Genomic DNA, 15,138 nt, shown 5'->3' on the forward strand with positions numbered 1-15,138 from the left:
ATTTATCCCCGTATATCTGCAATAAATTGGCTCAGCACGTTCTCTTTCTCGAGCGTGCGTTCGGCATATTCACGTGCCACCGTGTTCTCTTTTGGCATGGCGAGTGCCTGCTCAATTCCGGTCACCAGCGCAGGAACCGATTCAGGCTCTACGCAAACGGCAATGCCCGGGTAGCTGTTGCACAGCTGGCCTAATTCTGTTGCGGCTTCTGCCGTAATCACCGCGTTTCCGCCCACTGCCAGAATGTTGGTCAGCTTGGACGGCAGCACCGCATCCGCCGCGCCGCGTTTTTGCACCACCAGATGGCAGTCCGCCATTTTCAGCAGCGCGGGCAGCGCGTCATAAGACTGAAGCGGGAAGAAGCGGATATTGGTCAGTCCGCGCTCGCTGGCCATTTTTTCCAGCCGCGCTTTACCACCGCCCTGCCCGACTATCACGAACATCCACGGGTGTTCGCTCAGCTGAAGCGCGGCGTCAATCACGCTCTCCAGCCCCTGTTTTTCGCCGATGTTGCCTGAGTAAAGAATGATTTTTTGCTCAGCAGGCAACCCGAGTTGCGCGCGCAACGCCTGCGCGTCCTGGTCTGTCACATCGCGGAAGCGCGCCACTTCGGACCAGTTCGGAAAGAAGATCACTTTTTCCGCCGGGACGCCCTTCTCCTGCGCCTTGTTCATCATCGAGCGCGAGATGGTCGAGACGTAATCCACGTTGTGCAGGCCGCTGCGCTCAAAGGCGCTGGCGAGCTTCGCCACCTTGCCGCCCTTGCCTTTCCCGGCCATACCCAGCCCGAGCATGGCGTCCACTTCATAATCCTGAATGTGCAGCAGGGTGCGCGCGCCGGAGAGTTTTCCCAGCAGGCGCATGCCTGGCGTGCAGAACAGGGTCGGCACCACGCCGATGATGCGATCCGGCTTCCAGCGACGCTGCGCCATCAGCGGGAAGAAACTGCTCAGGGCAAAGCTGCCCAGATGAATTAAACGTTTCAGCGTCGAGGGCTGTTTCGGCACGTAGAGCGGGCAGCGCCAGACGGTCGCGGCGCCCTCTTCGCGGCGGTAGCGCCAGCTGGAATAGCGTTCGCCTACCTTCCACTCCGGGTAATACGGCGGGGCAGTAATCACCCGCACGTCATGTCCCTGGCTCGCCATCCACTCGACCATCTCGCCGGTGTATTTCCCGATACCGGTAAGCTCCGGCGAGTAGTTAATTCCGTAGACGAGGATTTTCATAGACCTGGCACCTCGGCCTGACGTTCCGCAAGGAAGTACGCCCGACTGTTGTCATGGACGTTGTCGCTTGCCAGCAGCGCCTCTGGCGTTAACCAGCGGTAATCGTCATGCTGAGAATCAGGCAGACGCAGGTCTGCCTCACTCACCTTCAGGCGGAACCCCAGCACGACGTAGTGCGTGGTGAACCCGGTGCCTGAAAAGTTATCGTCATAGAAGTGCTGCCAGACCCCGTAAAACTGGCCCGCTGCCATCGGCAGTTGCAGGCCCAGTTCCGCCAGAGTGAGACGCTCAAACGCATCGGTAAGCGTCTCATCCTTCTGCACGCGCCCGCCGGGCACGAACCAGAAGCCCTGTGCAGGACGATTGGTTCGTTTCCCCAGCAAGAACTCGCCGCGTTCGTTCTCCACGATCAAATCAATTGAGATCAGCGGAGTGGAACGCACTACCGTGGCAAAATCTTCCTGACTTAAAAACATCATTACCCCCGGAAGCGGTGCTGGTTTTCCAGGAACCACTGGTAGGTGCTGGCCAGCCCCTGCTCCAGTGAGACCTCGTGATACCAGCCCAGCTGATGCAGACGGGTCACGTCCAGCAGCTTGCGCGGCGTGCCGTCCGGTTTGGTGGCGTCAAACACCACGCGTCCTTTGTAACCCACCACCTGCGCGATGGTCTGCGCCAGCTCGCGAATGGTGCAGTCTAAGCCGGTCCCGACGTTAATGTGCGACAGCATCGGCTCGGTGTTTTCCTGCCACACTTCGCGATCCAGCTCCATGACGTGAATGCTGGCCGCCGCCATATCGTCCACGTGAAGGAACTCGCGCATTGGCGTACCGCTGCCCCACACCACCACGTCCGGGGCGTTTTCGGCAGTCGCCTCGTGGAAACGACGCAGCAGCGCCGGGATCACGTGGGAATTGCTCGGGTGGAAGTTGTCGTGCGGTCCGTACAGGTTGGTCGGCATCACCGAGCGATAGTCGCGGTTATACTGACGGTTGTAGGATTCACACAGCTTGATCCCGGCAATTTTGGCAATCGCATACGGCTCGTTGGTGGCTTCAAGCGTGCCCTGCAACAGTTCGCTCTCGGCGATCGGCTGCTTCGCCATTTTCGGGTAGATACAGGATGAGCCGAGGAACAGCAGCTTATTCACGTTGTGGATATGCGCCGCGTGAATGATGTTGCTCTCAATCATCATGTTCTCGTAGATGAAATCCGCCGGGTAGGTGTTGTTAGCGACGATGCCGCCCACCTTCGCCGCCGCCAGATACACCTGGTCGATACGTTCACTGGCGAAGAAGTCCTGCACCGCTTTGCTGTCAAGCAGGTTCAGCTCGTCGCGGGTGCGAACAATCACCTCCACGTCACCGCGCTGTTCCAGCTGGCGAACAATCGCGGAACCCACCATTCCGCGATGACCGGCGACAAAAATACGTTGTTTTGTCATTCTCAGGACTCCAGCGCGATGGCAACCTCGTAGCCATGAGACTTGAGCAGGGAGTGTTTTTTCGCTGCTTCAAGATCTTTGGCCACCATCTCGGATACCATTTCTTGCAGGGTGGTTTCTGGTTTCCAGCCCAGCTTCTCGTGCGCTTTGGTTGGGTCGCCCAGCAGGGTTTCCACTTCAGCAGGACGGAAGTAACGCGGATCAACCTGGACAATCACGTCGCCTGGCTTCACGCCCGGTGCGTCATGGCCGGTCACGGAAACAACGATACCCTTCTCTTCCACGCCGGTGCCTTCGAAGCGCAGCTTGATGCCCAGCTGTGCCGCAGCCATCTCAACGAACTGACGTACGGAGTACTGCACGCCGGTCGCAATCACGAAGTCTTCTGGCTGCTCCTGCTGCAACATCATCCACTGCATTTTCACGTAGTCTTTCGCATGACCCCAGTCACGCAGGGAATCCATGTTGCCGAGGTGCAGGCAAGACTCCAGGCCCTGAGCGATGTTAGCGATCGCGCGGGTGATTTTGCGGGTCACGAAGGTTTCGCCACGACGTGGAGATTCGTGGTTGAACAGAATGCCGTTACAGGCGTACATGCCGTAGGATTCACGGTAGTTCACGGTGATCCAGTAGGCGTACAGTTTCGCCACAGCGTACGGAGAACGCGGGTAGAACGGCGTGGTCTCTTTCTGCGGAATTTCCTGCACCAGGCCGTACAGCTCAGAGGTAGATGCCTGGTAGAAGCGAGTTTTCTTCTCAAGACCCAGGAAGCGAATCGCTTCCAGCAGACGCAGCGTACCCATGGCGTCCACGTCAGCGGTGTACTCCGGGGACTCGAAGGAAACCGCAACGTGGCTCATCGCGCCCAGGTTGTACACTTCATCCGGCTGTACTTCTTGCAGGATACGGGTCAGGTTGGAGGTATCGGTCAGGTCGCCGTAATGCAGGTGGAATTTCGGGTTCGCCGCGTGAGGATCCTGGTAAATATGATCGACACGCTCGGTATTAAATGAAGAGGCACGACGCTTAATACCGTGAACTTCATACCCTTTTTCCAGCAGCAATTCTGCCAGGTAAGAACCATCCTGCCCGGTAACGCCGGTGATGAGAGCGACTTTAGACATGTTTATATTCCTCTACTTATGAATTTAATCAGTTTCAACGCGTTCGCGTATCACCACTGCGGGGTTGCCACGGCAAATTTTATTTGCCGGAAGCGATTTAAAAACGCTGCTGCGGGCACCGACTACCGTGCCATCACCAACAGAAACACCGGGTGCAACAAAGACGTCTGTTGCCAGCCAGCATTTTTCACCGATCACAACAGGCGAAGCGGTAATATCAAAATGCGGGCTCATAAAATCGTGGCTACCGGTGCACAAATAACACTTCTGTGAAACCACCGAATTTGCGCCAATCGTAATCTCACCAAGGGTATATAACACCGCGTCATCCCCAACCCAGGCGTAATCCCCAAGCGTTAATTTCCAGGGATAAGTAATTTTCACCGAAGGTCGAATGACTACGTTTTTTCCTATTTTTGCGCCGAACAGACGCAGTAAAAATGCGCGCCAGCGGTACAGTATTTGCGGCGACCAGGCAAATAACGTTGCCTGTACAGCCCACCACAGTTGAACTTTAATACCGCTCCCGCCCCGAAAACCTTTCGGTACGGAGAATCCATTTAATTCCTGCATTACGTTTCCTTATATCTCAGGCTTTGTTATATAAGGCTTTCGCTTTACCCGTCGTTTTCAGACGTAAGAAATAAGATAATTTCGCCCAGACCCCTGGCACGCGTAATATTTTACGCTGCACGTTTTTCGCATCCTGGCACAGTTCCAGATTATTCGAGGTTGACACGCCGCCCATTGAAAATTCAGATACCAGTCCTTTAATTCGACGGAACGGGTAGCCAGATTTGTAAAGGCTGGCGGCCAGGGCATAATCTGATGACACTTTATAGCGCAAATCGTAAGGCTGTTTTTTCAGGCCGCTCATTGGGAAGAAAATAGCCTGATGGCTGGCCGGGAGGCTGTGGTAGATATACCAGCCTGGTTTCGCACCGCGCAGCACTTTTTTCCCCTCGCCGAAATCAAGCAGCGCATCACCGATAAACATGGCATCTTCTTTCTGGCGCGCCAGCTGACGGGCAAACAGCGCCACATCTTCATGGAACACATCGCCGGAATTGAGGAAGATGGCGTAACGCCCCTGCGCCATGTTGATGCCTTTATTCATGGCATCGTAAATGCCTTTATCTTTCTCGCTGATGTAACGTAAGTTGAACTCACCGTTGAGTTTTTCCAGGAACTCCGCCGTGCCGTCGTTCGAGCCGCCATCGACCACGATCCACTCAAACGTGAGGCTCGGATCGCGCGCCAGGTTGCGCAGCGAGCGCCAGGTTTTTACCACCCCTTCGTAGTTACGAAAGGCGACAGTAATGACGCTAAGAAACATAAATCACCTCATTTCGTCATACGCTCGTAATATTCAGCGCTTTGCGCAAAATAAACGGACATACAATTAAGAATGCATATTCCGGGCTAAATATTGACCCGGTAAAAAACAACGACACCGGTGTGAACAGATAAAGTTGCACGCGAAAGTTCTGGTTATCACCAAACGCGTTAATCATCATTTTGAAAACTTTAAACAGATACCACAGTGTCAACAGTACGGCGAACCAGGAAAAATAGATAATTAACAGATACAGACCATTGTCTATGGTTTTACCGACATCCGCACCGTTAAAGATTCCGAATGATGCAACATATTCGTAAAGTGAGCCGAATCTTACTACGCCATCAATATGGGTTAAGGAATAACCCACCATCACCAGTGGACCAATGATGCGATAATAGGACGACGAACCTTCCGTTCCCAAATCACCCAGACGTTCAGAAATGTACGGAAACGCAAATATTACGCCCACTAAAAATACCGTCAGAGAGATTATCGCCAGCGGCAGTTTTTTCTTAATCGCCTCTTTGTTCAGGTACTGGAACGCCCACTCCAGCAGGTAAAACAGAATAAACGTCATTACCCCGGAGAACGACCCTGACAGAACGATTCCTGCAAGAATCATAGCATCGGTCTTGGGGGTTTTGATACCGAACTGTTTGATGCTGAGCCAAATTGAGATTAATGCCAGAGCAAAAAACGCCGGTTCAAAATAGAGCGCGGTTGTACGCTTGCCACCAAACTTAATGAAGTTCAGTACATAGCTGTTACTGTATATAAGATATTTCGAAATTATTTCCATCAGGCTGCTTCCGCCTGTGAGAATAATTTGCGCCATCTCCATTGCCGCAAGCACAACAATCAGCCCGACGACAATATAAAAGAACCTGAGGATTTTCCTATAATTGTGCGGAGAAATAGTTTTAAAGCGAATACTCCACACCATGCCAATAATGATAACGATATAAACAAACAGCATGGTGGAGGTGACATATTTGCTGGCGTCCAGCGACTGACCAAAGATGTAGTTAAACGCCGTAAGACCAAACCCGATGCCCAGCGCAATCATCAGCTTTTTGAGGTTAAGCTTGTCAACGTAAAGCAACAGCAGAACCGGCAGGAAGGTGACGATAGTGATCGGGAAGCTTTCGCCGAGCTGGGCAATCTTAACGTTGACCAGCAGGTAGATTAGCGGCAGCAGCAGATAACTACAGATTCTGATAGAACGAGACATACTCCTCCAGCATCTGTTGTCCACTGTACGCTTTACGGCTGCGGTTGCGGAACGATTCCAGGTCAGTGCCAAAAACAGCCTGCGCGATATCGGCCTTCGACAACTGCACCAGCGGCAGCACCTCGTTTTCACTGAAGGTTTTACCGCCGGATTTCTCCAGCACTTCCCGCGCGGCGTCGCTGTGGGTGGCAATCACCGGCACGCCGATGGAAAGCGCTTCGCACAGGATCAGCGGGTAGTTGTCCACGCGGGAGCTGAACACCAGCGCGTCCATACCGTTCAGCGCGCTCATCAGTTTGCGTTTGTCGGTTTCAAACCCGTGGTTCACCACGTTAGCGCCTTCAAACGGGGAGAATTTGCCAAAGGTATGCAGCTCAATCTTGTCGCCGAGCGCCATCATGTCGCGCACCAGCTGCTGGTTGGTTTTGCCGTCGTAACGCAGGTCATGGGCGACGACCGCAATTTTCGGCTTACCGGCGGTAACGGCTACGGGCGTCAGTTCGGCCAGGATCGCTTCCGTCGCCACATCAATACCGTTGTTGATGATCTGGCAACGCCCTGCTCCGTACAGGCTATTAAAAGCATCCGCCACGTGCTGGCTTGGGGAGATAAAGGTGCAGCCGAGCGAGAGCATATTGCGGAACAGCTGACGCTTACCCTCAACCAGCTGATGCGCGCGATCGATCTTCACCGGCGGGTAGTTGCTGAGCGTAGGGCATTTCTGACAGTTATCTTTCCAGCCTTCGCAGCCGTCGGTAAAGGCGCAGCGTCCGGTCACGCTCCAGTGGTCGTGCAGCGTCCAGACGAATCGGGTATCCGGCTTATGCGCCTTCACCTTGCCACAAAACGCCACCACCTCTTCCAGATTCAGCCAGTAGCTGTGCAACACGTGAAAGTGCAGCACAACCGGGCCGCGAGTGCGGGTGACGGTGCGGTAGAGATTATTCAGGTTGCCGAACAGGTCGCGGTTAAACAGGCGGAACAGCGCGATATTGGCGACGGAGGTCAGACGTGGCGTCTGCTTCAGCACCTGCGGATAGTTATCATGGCTGACGCTTTTCTTGCCACCTTTGCCGTAACCGTAAACGAAGCGCGACTGTAATCCTTTTTGCAGCGCGCGCTGGTGCAGATCCAGCGCTACGCCTGCCGCCCCGCCCTCTGCGAGGCGTACGTTAAATTGCAGAATGTTCATTTTATCACCTTCACGCGGGCTTTCTCGCCCACCACAAGCGCGTTGTCCGGAATGCTGTCCAGCACCACGCTGCCTGCGCCAATCGTCACGTTATTGCCCACGGTAATGTCCCCGATCATCACCACGTTGGCGCCCAGCTCGACGTTATTGCCGATGACCGGGCAGGCCAGGCTGTCCGGCCCGCGGTTGCCGATCGTCACCCCGTGGCGAATGGTGAAATCATCACCCGCGACGACGAACTTGTTGATGACCACCGCATAACCGTGATGAATGGTAAAGCGGCGGCCAATGGTGGCTGCGGCCTGAATTTCATAGCCAAAAAAGCATTCGGTGATGATGCGGTACAGCACCAGCACCGGCGCGGCCCAGATATTGTTCAGCACATTTTTTTTGCGCCACACCGAGCAAAAGTGCGCAATACGGTAGGCCAGAACCATGCAGCACGGGCGCAGGCTCCAGCTGTTAGCGCGGCAATCTTCCAGAAACATTATTTCCCCCGAAGCCCGTCAGCCAGACGCTTGCCGTTACGTACCGACAGCAACGTCAGCAACGTGCGCCAGTTCATGCGCTTGTTACGGATCTGATACAGGGTGAAGAGCTGATACTTCCGGCTGGCACGGTCAAACTTGTCCTTGTGCTTGCGGTAAAAATGGAAGTAGCCCGAGAATTTCTTCGGCGACGAGGTGATTTGCATCTCCCCGTGATTGATGTGCAGGATCTGCGTGGCCTCTTCCACCTTCCACGGCTCGCCGTACTCCACCACCATCCGCAGGAAAATGTCGTAATCCTGCGCGGCCTTCAGCTCGGTATCGAACAGGCACTCCTTAAAGCGCCATGCCCAGGTAAACACCTGATTGCCGATAATGTTGCGCTTGTAGAACAGGCGTCGGGAATACGGTGATTTCGGATACAGCGGCAGGCTGGCCGGCTGCGAGTACACTTCACCCTGGCAAACGTAGTCATTGGCATACAGAAACGCGTGGGTCACCAGCTGCGCTTTGTGCGACAGGAAGATTGACAGACGGTTTGGCGTCCATTCGTCATCGTCGTCGATACCGGTCAGATACTGCCCTTTCGCCTGCATAATCGCCTGGTTGCGCACCGCACACGCCCCGGAGTTGATGGCGTTGTGCGTGTACACCACGCGCGGGTCGTTCAGGTCTTCAACAAACTTTTGCAGTTGTTCGTAAGAGGAGGAACAGTCATCCACGATAATCAGTTCCCAGTTATCGTAATCCTGACGCAGGACCGATTTAATCGCGCGGATCGCCAGCTGCTGACGATTCCATGTCGGCATATAGATAGAAATCAAAGGGCGTTGTGTGGTCATATTTTCCCCTCACCCCGGCCCTCTCCCCATAGGGGAGAGGGTGAAAGGCATCCAGTGGTTATCATTACGTTCGTCCCCCAAATCCAGCACCGAACAGTCCCCTCTCCCCTTTGGGGAGAGGGTTAGGGTGAGGGGTGTGGGGTGCATTTTGTTATTTACTGTCAGACTTGTATTCGTACTCGTAATAGCCGTAATCCTGATACCCGGTCGCGCGGCGGAAGATGGAGTTCAGAATGACCCCCTTCACCTCAATACCGTTCTGCTCAAAGCGGCTCAGGCTGGTTTCCACTTCCTTCAGGGTGTTCACCGCATAGCGTGCGACCATCAGCGTGGTGCCCGCATGACGCCCTACCACGGCGGCGTCGGTAACCGCCAGAATTGGTGGGGTATCGATCAGCACCAGGTCGTAGTTTTTGCTCGCCCACTCAATCAGCTGCGTAAAGCGCTCGCTCATCAGCAGTTCAGACGGGTTCGGCGGCACCTGGCCACGCGGGATCAGGTCAAATTTCGGAATCGACGTCGGCTTGGCGCTCTCGCTGATTTCCCCTTTACCGAGCAGGATTTCCGACAGACCGTTAACGTTGTTGGTCCCCAGCAGCTCATGGGTGTAGCCCTTACGCATATCGCAGTCGATCAGCAGCACGCGTTTGTTGGTCTGGCTCACCACCGCCGCCAGGTTGGCGCAGACGAAGGTTTTACCGATTGATGGGCTAACGCCGGTCATCATCAGGACGTTGTTTTTGGCCTGCATCATGGCGAAGTGGAGGCTGGTACGCAGGCTGCGCACCGCTTCAATCGCCAGGTCAGTCGGGTTACCCACGGCCAGCAGCTGGCTCTGTTTGTAACGCTTGACGCCCTTAACGGTTTTGACGCTGTCACGGGACTTCTGCCACTCGGAGAGCGGGATGCTGGCGTACACGCTGATCCCGTTCTCTTCCAGCACCTGCGGGCTTTCGATACCGCGGTTGAACAGCGAGCGCAGCAGCACGCCGACGATGGAAAGCATCAGGCCGAGAATAATGCTGCCGAGGATAATCAGCGCCTTCTTCGGCTTCAGCACGCCCGGCTGGGTAATCGCCGGGTCAACGATACGTACGTCGCCGACGGTGCTGGCTTCGGTGATTTTCAGCTCCTGCTGTTTGTTCAGCAGCTGCATGTAAACCTGCTGGCCGGATTCCACATCACGCGTCAGGCGTACAATTTCCTGCTGCGTCTTCGGCATCGCGGTCACGCGGTCATTCAGCTTTGCCTTCTCTTCTTCCAGGGTACGACGTTTCTCCAGCAAAGTGCGGTACGCCGGGTGACGTTTGGTATAGAGCTTGGAAATCTCCGCCTCTTTGAAGGTCAGCTCGTTCAGCTGCGCATCAATATTCACCATGGAGTCGAGAACCGATTTCGCCTCCAGCGGCAGATCGACGGAATCTTTGTCCTGACGGTACGCGTTAAGCTTGTTCTCAGCGTCATCCAGACGGGCGCGCACCTCCGGCAGCTGTTTACTGAGGAACGCCAGGCTTTTTGCGGCTTCCGCTGACTTGCGCTCTACGTTCTGCTCAAGATAGTTGCGGGTGATGCTATTAAGGATGTCGCGGATTTGATCCTTGTCTTCACCGGTGAAGGTCATGCTCAGGACGCCGGTATCCTTGCCGTTTTCGGTGACGGTCAGGTTGTTTTGCAGGTTGTTGATCATCCCGAGCGTCGAGAATTTGGTGACCGTAAACTCCCCGCCCTCATGCGCCTGAATTGCGCTGACCTTGATGCTGACGCCCTCTTTAGTCAGCATCTGCCCCACCTCGCCGCGCGCGCTGAAGCCCGCGTCGCTGGTCAGCTGATACTGTTTTGGTCCCAGCACGGTCAGGGTAAAGGTTTGGTCCCCTGCCCCTTTTGGGATCACGAAGTCGGTCACTTTTACCGTATCGTTACTGCGCCCCATCAGGCGATCCCAGCCTGCGCCAAACACCGGGAAGGTGTTTTTGGTGACCGCGATATCCAGCCCCAGATCGTGAACCGTTTTGCCCAGTACCAGGCGCGACTGGATCAGCTGAATTTCGGCTTCCGATGCCGGCGGCTTGTTGGCCAGCGCCGAACCGATATCCTGAACCAGCGAGTTTCCGGTATTTTGTTCGATCTGCACCAGCGCGTCGGCGCTGTAAATAGGCGTCGCGAACAGCGTATAAACGATCGCCGCCACGGCAAAGATGGCGGTAATACCCAGCACCCACCATTTCGCTTCAATAACGGTCCCGACCAGGCGACCGATATCGATTTCATCACTGCCCGACGTCGGGGCGGCAGAAGGTCTTGTTTTTTCTGTCATTGTTATCCCTGCTGAGCTTTCAGTGCCTGCGCCCACTGACGGGCAGACTGGTCTAGTAAGGTGTATACCGCCTCAAAGGCCTCGCGGCTCTTGCGATACGGATCGGGAATTTCGCGCTCACCATCCCAGTGACCAAACAGCATCACCTTGCCGCGCATCTCCGGTGCGATATCGCACAGCGCGTGAATGTGGCGTTTTTCCATCGCGAGGATCAGGTCATATTCCCGGCACATCCGGCCAGAGACCTGACGGGCAACGTGCCCGTCGAGTGAGAGGTTATGCTCAAGGGCAACGCTTGCGGCACGTTCGTCGGCACCTTTTCCGACCAGCGCGCCCAGCCCTGCGGAGTCGACCGTTAACGCAGGCTGGTAATTTTTCAACAGCCTTTCAGCCGTGGGGGAACGGCAAATGTTCCCCACGCACACCACCAGAATTTTGTTAAACATCGCGGCTTACCAGTTATGAACGTCGCTCGCCGTATCCGTCATGTAGCGAACGCCACTGATGGTAGGCAGCAACTGGTTGATCAGACGGTTCCAGCGGGCGACCGGCGCGGTGGTGACATAGACCACATCGTACGGCTGGAGACGGAACGACGTTGCCATGACCAGCGACGTCGCGTCGGACATATCCAGCTGGTAGATGTTGGCAATCTTGCCCTTCGCGTTCTCGCCTTTGATAGGACGGATCACGAAGATACCGCTGGCGTTGGAGGCGGTCAGGTCGATGCCTTCCGCATTGCCCAGCGCTTCGGTCAGGGTCATACCGCTGAAGTCCATCTTGAGGGTGCTCTGTTTCTTCACTTCACCCATCACGAACACTTTCAGATCGTCATTGCGCGGCACGTACAGAATGTCGCCCGGATAGAGGAGGCGGTTCTGGGTCAGGTCACCGTTTTGCATCAGCGCCTGAAGCGAAATGCGCTGCTCTTTGCCGTTGTGGGTTAGCACCACGTTGCGCCAGTCGGCGCCGTCGGTTAAGCCGCCTGCGGCATTGATCGCATCAAGAACGGTGAGCGGGACGTTAGTAATAGCCTGCTGGCCGGATTTATTGACCTGGCCAGAGATATAGGCTTTCTGGGATCGGAACGCGGCGATATTAACGTCCACCTGCGGGTCAGCAATGTACTGCGCCAGGCGGCCGGTAATATCACTACGGATCTCAGCAAGCGTTTTGCCCGCGACGTGCACTTTGCCAATGTAGGGATAGAACATGGTGCCATCGGACTGTACCCAGTTACCGGTGTCGCTTGAGCTGCGGTACTGGCCCGCAGGCGTGGTCAGCTCCGGGTGATCCCAGACGGTCACGTTAATGACATCACCCGGACCCACGCGATACTGGTAAGAGGCAATTTCCTGGTCCAGAGACATATTTGGCTGAGCAACATTTGGACGTGGGCGTAATTGTTCCACCAGACGTGGGGTTAATGGATACACATTCACCATTTTGTCGAGATCAAAATCAGCATCCTGCTGTTTAATCACATCCTTGCCCATTGTCGACATATTGCTGCCGGGAAAGACCGTGCAACCACTCATCAAGGTCACAGACACCAATAATGGCATCAATTTCATTTTGGATTTCATCATTGATTATTTATCACTTTGGCAGAGTAATTATCCTGTGCAATTAAAATAAGCGCGGGTCGTGGTGACAATCAGAATGCAGTTAATCATTTAGCAATATAACTGGCATCAGTCCTAAAAAAAGCTTATTCATCCATTGGCTATTGACAGAATAATTGAGGCTGATTCACACGCTTTCAGGCACGCTACCGCCCTTGGCTTTCAGTTACCAATCCACTGACTAAACAATGCGTTATGGTTGGACACCCTCTTGGATAAGGCCTTTTGCGAAATATATCAAACGCCTCACAGGGGCGATTGATAATGTATAACCTTCACCAAAGACCGAAACAAAAATAGCAACAAGGAGTTTTAACATTTGATGCTGGAAGAATTGTTGCAGCTAACCTAATAGCAGGCAAGGAGACAACCGTCCTAATATTCGTTTTTAAGATTAATATTAAGAGCAAAGTTTTAAGGTTTTCGGATTTTCTTTATATTGACAAAATAGATCGCCGGACCATTTATTGCGATATTTCCTAAATAACGACTTCTGTAATTAAATCTTCGCAATTAACTTATTTACACCGCCCGGCAAATGGGGTTTACCTGAGTGTAGCATTAAGAGAAATCTCACCCCGGCATTGCAATTTCCGTCGGCTTTATCCATGATCGAAGTGTGACATTAGTCATATAACAGAAGGTATTGCATTTACTATGGAATGGATTGCCGATCCATCAATCTGGGCCGGGCTGGTGACGCTGGTCGTCATCGAATTAGTGCTCGGCATTGATAACCTGGTGTTTATCGCCATCCTTGCCGATAAATTACCCCCTTCACAACGCGACCGCGCCCGCGTGACGGGTCTTCTGCTCGCCATGGTGATGCGTCTGCTGTTACTGGCCTCAATCTCGTGGCTGGTGACGCTGACCAAACCCTTATTCAGCGTGCAGGGTCTGAGCTTTAGCGCCCGCGACCTGATCATGCTTTTCGGCGGATTGTTCCTGCTGTTCAAAGCCACGGTTGAGCTTAATGAGCGGCTGGAAGGAAAAGACAGTGAAAACCCCACCCAGCGACGCGGCGCTAAATTCTGGCCGGTGGTCGCACAGATAGTGGTGCTGGATGCCGTCTTTTCTCTCGACTCCGTGATCACGGCCGTCGGGATGGTTGACCATCTGGCGGTGATGATGGCCGCCGTGATCATCGCCATCACCCTGATGGTGCTCGCCAGTAAAGCCCTGACGCGCTTCGTGAACAGTCACCCGACTATCGTCATCCTCTGTCTGAGCTTCCTGCTGATGATTGGCTTTAGCCTGGTAGCGGATGGTTTTGGCTTCCATATCCCGAAAGGGTATCTGTACGCCGCCATTGGTTTCTCGGTGCTGATTGAGTTTCTCAACCAACTGGCCATTTTCAACCGTCGCCGTTTTCTTTCCGCGAACCAGACATTACGTCAGCGCACCGCAGATACGGTGATGCGCCTGCTGAGCGGCAAAAAAGAGGATGCCGAGCTGGATGCTGAATCCGCGGCGATGCTTGCCGACCATAGCGACGGGCAGATCTTCAACCCGCAGGAACGCCGGATGATAGAGCGCGTGCTTAACCTCAACCAGCGCACAGTGAGCAGTATCATGACCTCCCGCCATGACATTGAGCATATTGACCTGACGGCGCCGGAAGAGCAGATCCGTGCCCTGCTGGATAAAAACCAGCACACCCGCGTGGTCGTGACCGGCGGTGAAGAGGAAGAAGAGCTGCTGGGCGTGGTACACGTGATTGACCTGCTGCAACAGCAGCTTCACGGCGAGCCGCTAAACCTGCGCGCGCTGGTGCGCCAGCCGCTGGTCTTCCCGGAAGCGCTGCCGCTGCTCTCCGCGCTGGAGCAGTTCCGCAACGCGCGCACCCACTTCGCGTTTGTCGTTGATGAGTTTGGTTCTGTGGAAGGGCTGGTGACGCTCAGCGACGTGATGGAAACCATCGCCGGTAATCTGCCTAATGAGGTGGATGAGATCGATGCGCGCCACGATATTCAGAAAAACGCCGACGGCAGCTGGACCGCCAACGGCCACATGCCGCTCGAAGATCTGGTGCAGTTCGTTCCGCTTCCGCTGGACGAGAAGCGCGAATATCACACCATCGCCGGTTTGCTGATGGAAAATCTGCAACGTATTCCGCAGCCGGGGGAAGAGGTCCAGGTGGGGGATTACATGCTCAAAACCTTGCAGGTAGAGAGCCATCGCGTGCAGAAGGTGCAGCTGATACCGCTGCGCGGTGAAGATGAGATGGATTTTGAGGTGTAGGTAAAAAGCAAAACGGCAACCTCGTTGCCGTTTTTAGTGTTTGCTCCCTCTCCCCGTCGGAGAGGGCCG

14 protein-coding genes are annotated in these 15,138 nt (G+C 54.6%); 1 reads left to right on the plus strand and 13 read right to left on the minus strand.

From position 1 onward, the window contains the following. Nucleotides 1-2 precede the first annotated feature (2 nt). The 13 genes from wcaI to L384_RS01945 form a co-directional block, all read right to left on the minus strand. A complete protein-coding gene (gene wcaI / locus L384_RS02005) occupies nucleotides 3-1,226 on the minus strand; it encodes a colanic acid biosynthesis fucosyltransferase WcaI (RefSeq protein ID WP_022651482.1) in 1,224 nt (407 codons plus the stop codon). Then, nucleotides 1,223-1,702, minus strand: a complete 480-nt coding sequence (locus L384_RS02000) for a GDP-mannose mannosyl hydrolase (protein WP_003863519.1) — start codon at nucleotides 1,700-1,702, stop codon at nucleotides 1,223-1,225. Before L384_RS02000 ends, wcaI begins: the two co-directional genes overlap by 4 nt. 2 nt (nucleotides 1,703-1,704) lie before the next feature. Further along, nucleotides 1,705-2,670 (minus strand): GDP-L-fucose synthase, encoded by a 966-nt coding sequence (locus L384_RS01995; RefSeq protein WP_023324942.1) that lies wholly within the window; start codon nucleotides 2,668-2,670, stop codon nucleotides 1,705-1,707. Nucleotides 2,671-2,672: 2 nt separating this feature from the next. Next, nucleotides 2,673-3,794, minus strand: a complete 1,122-nt coding sequence (gmd, locus tag L384_RS01990; protein ID WP_003863514.1) for a GDP-mannose 4,6-dehydratase — start codon at nucleotides 3,792-3,794, stop codon at nucleotides 2,673-2,675. A 24-nt stretch (nucleotides 3,795-3,818) separates the two neighbouring features. Continuing rightward, the gene (wcaF, locus tag L384_RS01985) at nucleotides 3,819-4,367 is read right to left on the minus strand and encodes a colanic acid biosynthesis acetyltransferase WcaF (protein WP_003863512.1); all 549 of its coding nucleotides are present in this window, start codon (nucleotides 4,365-4,367) and stop codon (nucleotides 3,819-3,821) included. A 16-nt stretch (nucleotides 4,368-4,383) separates the two neighbouring features. Beyond that, complete coding sequence (wcaE, locus tag L384_RS01980; protein ID WP_023324943.1) at nucleotides 4,384-5,130, minus strand: colanic acid biosynthesis glycosyltransferase WcaE; 747 nt, start codon at nucleotides 5,128-5,130, stop codon at nucleotides 4,384-4,386. Between the two features lie 16 nt (nucleotides 5,131-5,146). Beyond that, on the minus strand, nucleotides 5,147-6,367 hold the full coding sequence (gene wcaD / locus L384_RS01975) for a colanic acid polymerase WcaD (protein ID WP_003863508.1): 1,221 nt from the start codon (nucleotides 6,365-6,367) through the stop codon (nucleotides 5,147-5,149). Further along, nucleotides 6,342-7,559: a colanic acid biosynthesis glycosyltransferase WcaC gene (gene wcaC / locus L384_RS01970; RefSeq protein ID WP_023324944.1), complete on the minus strand. Its 1,218-nt coding sequence runs from the start codon at nucleotides 7,557-7,559 to the stop codon at nucleotides 6,342-6,344. Before wcaC ends, wcaD begins: the two co-directional genes overlap by 26 nt. Beyond that, nucleotides 7,556-8,047 (minus strand): colanic acid biosynthesis acetyltransferase WcaB, encoded by a 492-nt coding sequence (wcaB, locus tag L384_RS01965; RefSeq protein WP_003863505.1) that lies wholly within the window; start codon nucleotides 8,045-8,047, stop codon nucleotides 7,556-7,558. Before wcaB ends, wcaC begins: the two co-directional genes overlap by 4 nt. Beyond that, a complete protein-coding gene (gene wcaA, locus L384_RS01960; RefSeq protein WP_017383272.1) occupies nucleotides 8,047-8,889 on the minus strand; it encodes a colanic acid biosynthesis glycosyltransferase WcaA in 843 nt (280 codons plus the stop codon). Before wcaA ends, wcaB begins: the two co-directional genes overlap by 1 nt. A 151-nt stretch (nucleotides 8,890-9,040) precedes the next feature. Continuing rightward, nucleotides 9,041-11,203, minus strand: coding sequence for a tyrosine-protein kinase Wzc (gene wzc / locus L384_RS01955; RefSeq protein WP_015572374.1), 2,163 nt, complete (start codon nucleotides 11,201-11,203; stop codon nucleotides 9,041-9,043). A 2-nt stretch (nucleotides 11,204-11,205) separates the two neighbouring features. Continuing rightward, a complete protein-coding gene (gene wzb, locus L384_RS01950; RefSeq protein WP_003862078.1) occupies nucleotides 11,206-11,649 on the minus strand; it encodes a low molecular weight protein-tyrosine-phosphatase Wzb in 444 nt (147 codons plus the stop codon). 6 nt (nucleotides 11,650-11,655) lie between these two features. Continuing rightward, nucleotides 11,656-12,792 carry a polysaccharide export protein gene (locus L384_RS01945; RefSeq protein ID WP_003862079.1) on the minus strand — a complete coding sequence of 379 codons (1,137 nt, stop codon included), beginning with the start codon at nucleotides 12,790-12,792 and terminating at the stop codon, nucleotides 11,656-11,658. A 693-nt stretch (nucleotides 12,793-13,485) separates the two neighbouring features. Here L384_RS01945 and L384_RS01940 point away from each other — a divergent pair. Next, complete coding sequence (locus L384_RS01940; RefSeq protein ID WP_023314474.1) at nucleotides 13,486-15,069, plus strand: TerC family protein; 1,584 nt, start codon at nucleotides 13,486-13,488, stop codon at nucleotides 15,067-15,069. Nucleotides 15,070-15,138: the final 69 nt, after the last annotated feature.

The sequence above is a fragment of the Enterobacter sp. MGH 38 genome (assembly GCF_000492855.1).
In the GTDB taxonomy this organism is placed as follows: Bacteria; Pseudomonadota; Gammaproteobacteria; order Enterobacterales; family Enterobacteriaceae; genus Enterobacter; species Enterobacter hormaechei_C.

Coding starts and splice junctions, on each gene's coding strand:
- wcaI (WP_022651482.1), bottom strand. CDS start 1,226: ATGAAAATCCTCGTCTACGGAATTAACTACTCGCCGGAGCTTACCGGT.
- L384_RS02000 (WP_003863519.1), bottom strand. CDS start 1,702: ATGTTTTTAAGTCAGGAAGATTTTGCCACGGTAGTGCGTTCCACTCCG.
- L384_RS01995 (WP_023324942.1), bottom strand. CDS start 2,670: ATGACAAAACAACGTATTTTTGTCGCCGGTCATCGCGGAATGGTGGGT.
- gmd (WP_003863514.1), bottom strand. CDS start 3,794: ATGTCTAAAGTCGCTCTCATCACCGGCGTTACCGGGCAGGATGGTTCT.
- wcaF (WP_003863512.1), bottom strand. CDS start 4,367: ATGCAGGAATTAAATGGATTCTCCGTACCGAAAGGTTTTCGGGGCGGG.
- wcaE (WP_023324943.1), bottom strand. CDS start 5,130: ATGTTTCTTAGCGTCATTACTGTCGCCTTTCGTAACTACGAAGGGGTG.
- wcaD (WP_003863508.1), bottom strand. CDS start 6,367: ATGTCTCGTTCTATCAGAATCTGTAGTTATCTGCTGCTGCCGCTAATC.
- wcaC (WP_023324944.1), bottom strand. CDS start 7,559: ATGAACATTCTGCAATTTAACGTACGCCTCGCAGAGGGCGGGGCGGCA.
- wcaB (WP_003863505.1), bottom strand. CDS start 8,047: ATGTTTCTGGAAGATTGCCGCGCTAACAGCTGGAGCCTGCGCCCGTGC.
- wcaA (WP_017383272.1), bottom strand. CDS start 8,889: ATGACCACACAACGCCCTTTGATTTCTATCTATATGCCGACATGGAAT.
- wzc (WP_015572374.1), bottom strand. CDS start 11,203: ATGACAGAAAAAACAAGACCTTCTGCCGCCCCGACGTCGGGCAGTGAT.
- wzb (WP_003862078.1), bottom strand. CDS start 11,649: ATGTTTAACAAAATTCTGGTGGTGTGCGTGGGGAACATTTGCCGTTCC.
- L384_RS01945 (WP_003862079.1), bottom strand. CDS start 12,792: ATGATGAAATCCAAAATGAAATTGATGCCATTATTGGTGTCTGTGACC.
- L384_RS01940 (WP_023314474.1), top strand. CDS start 13,486: ATGGAATGGATTGCCGATCCATCAATCTGGGCCGGGCTGGTGACGCTG.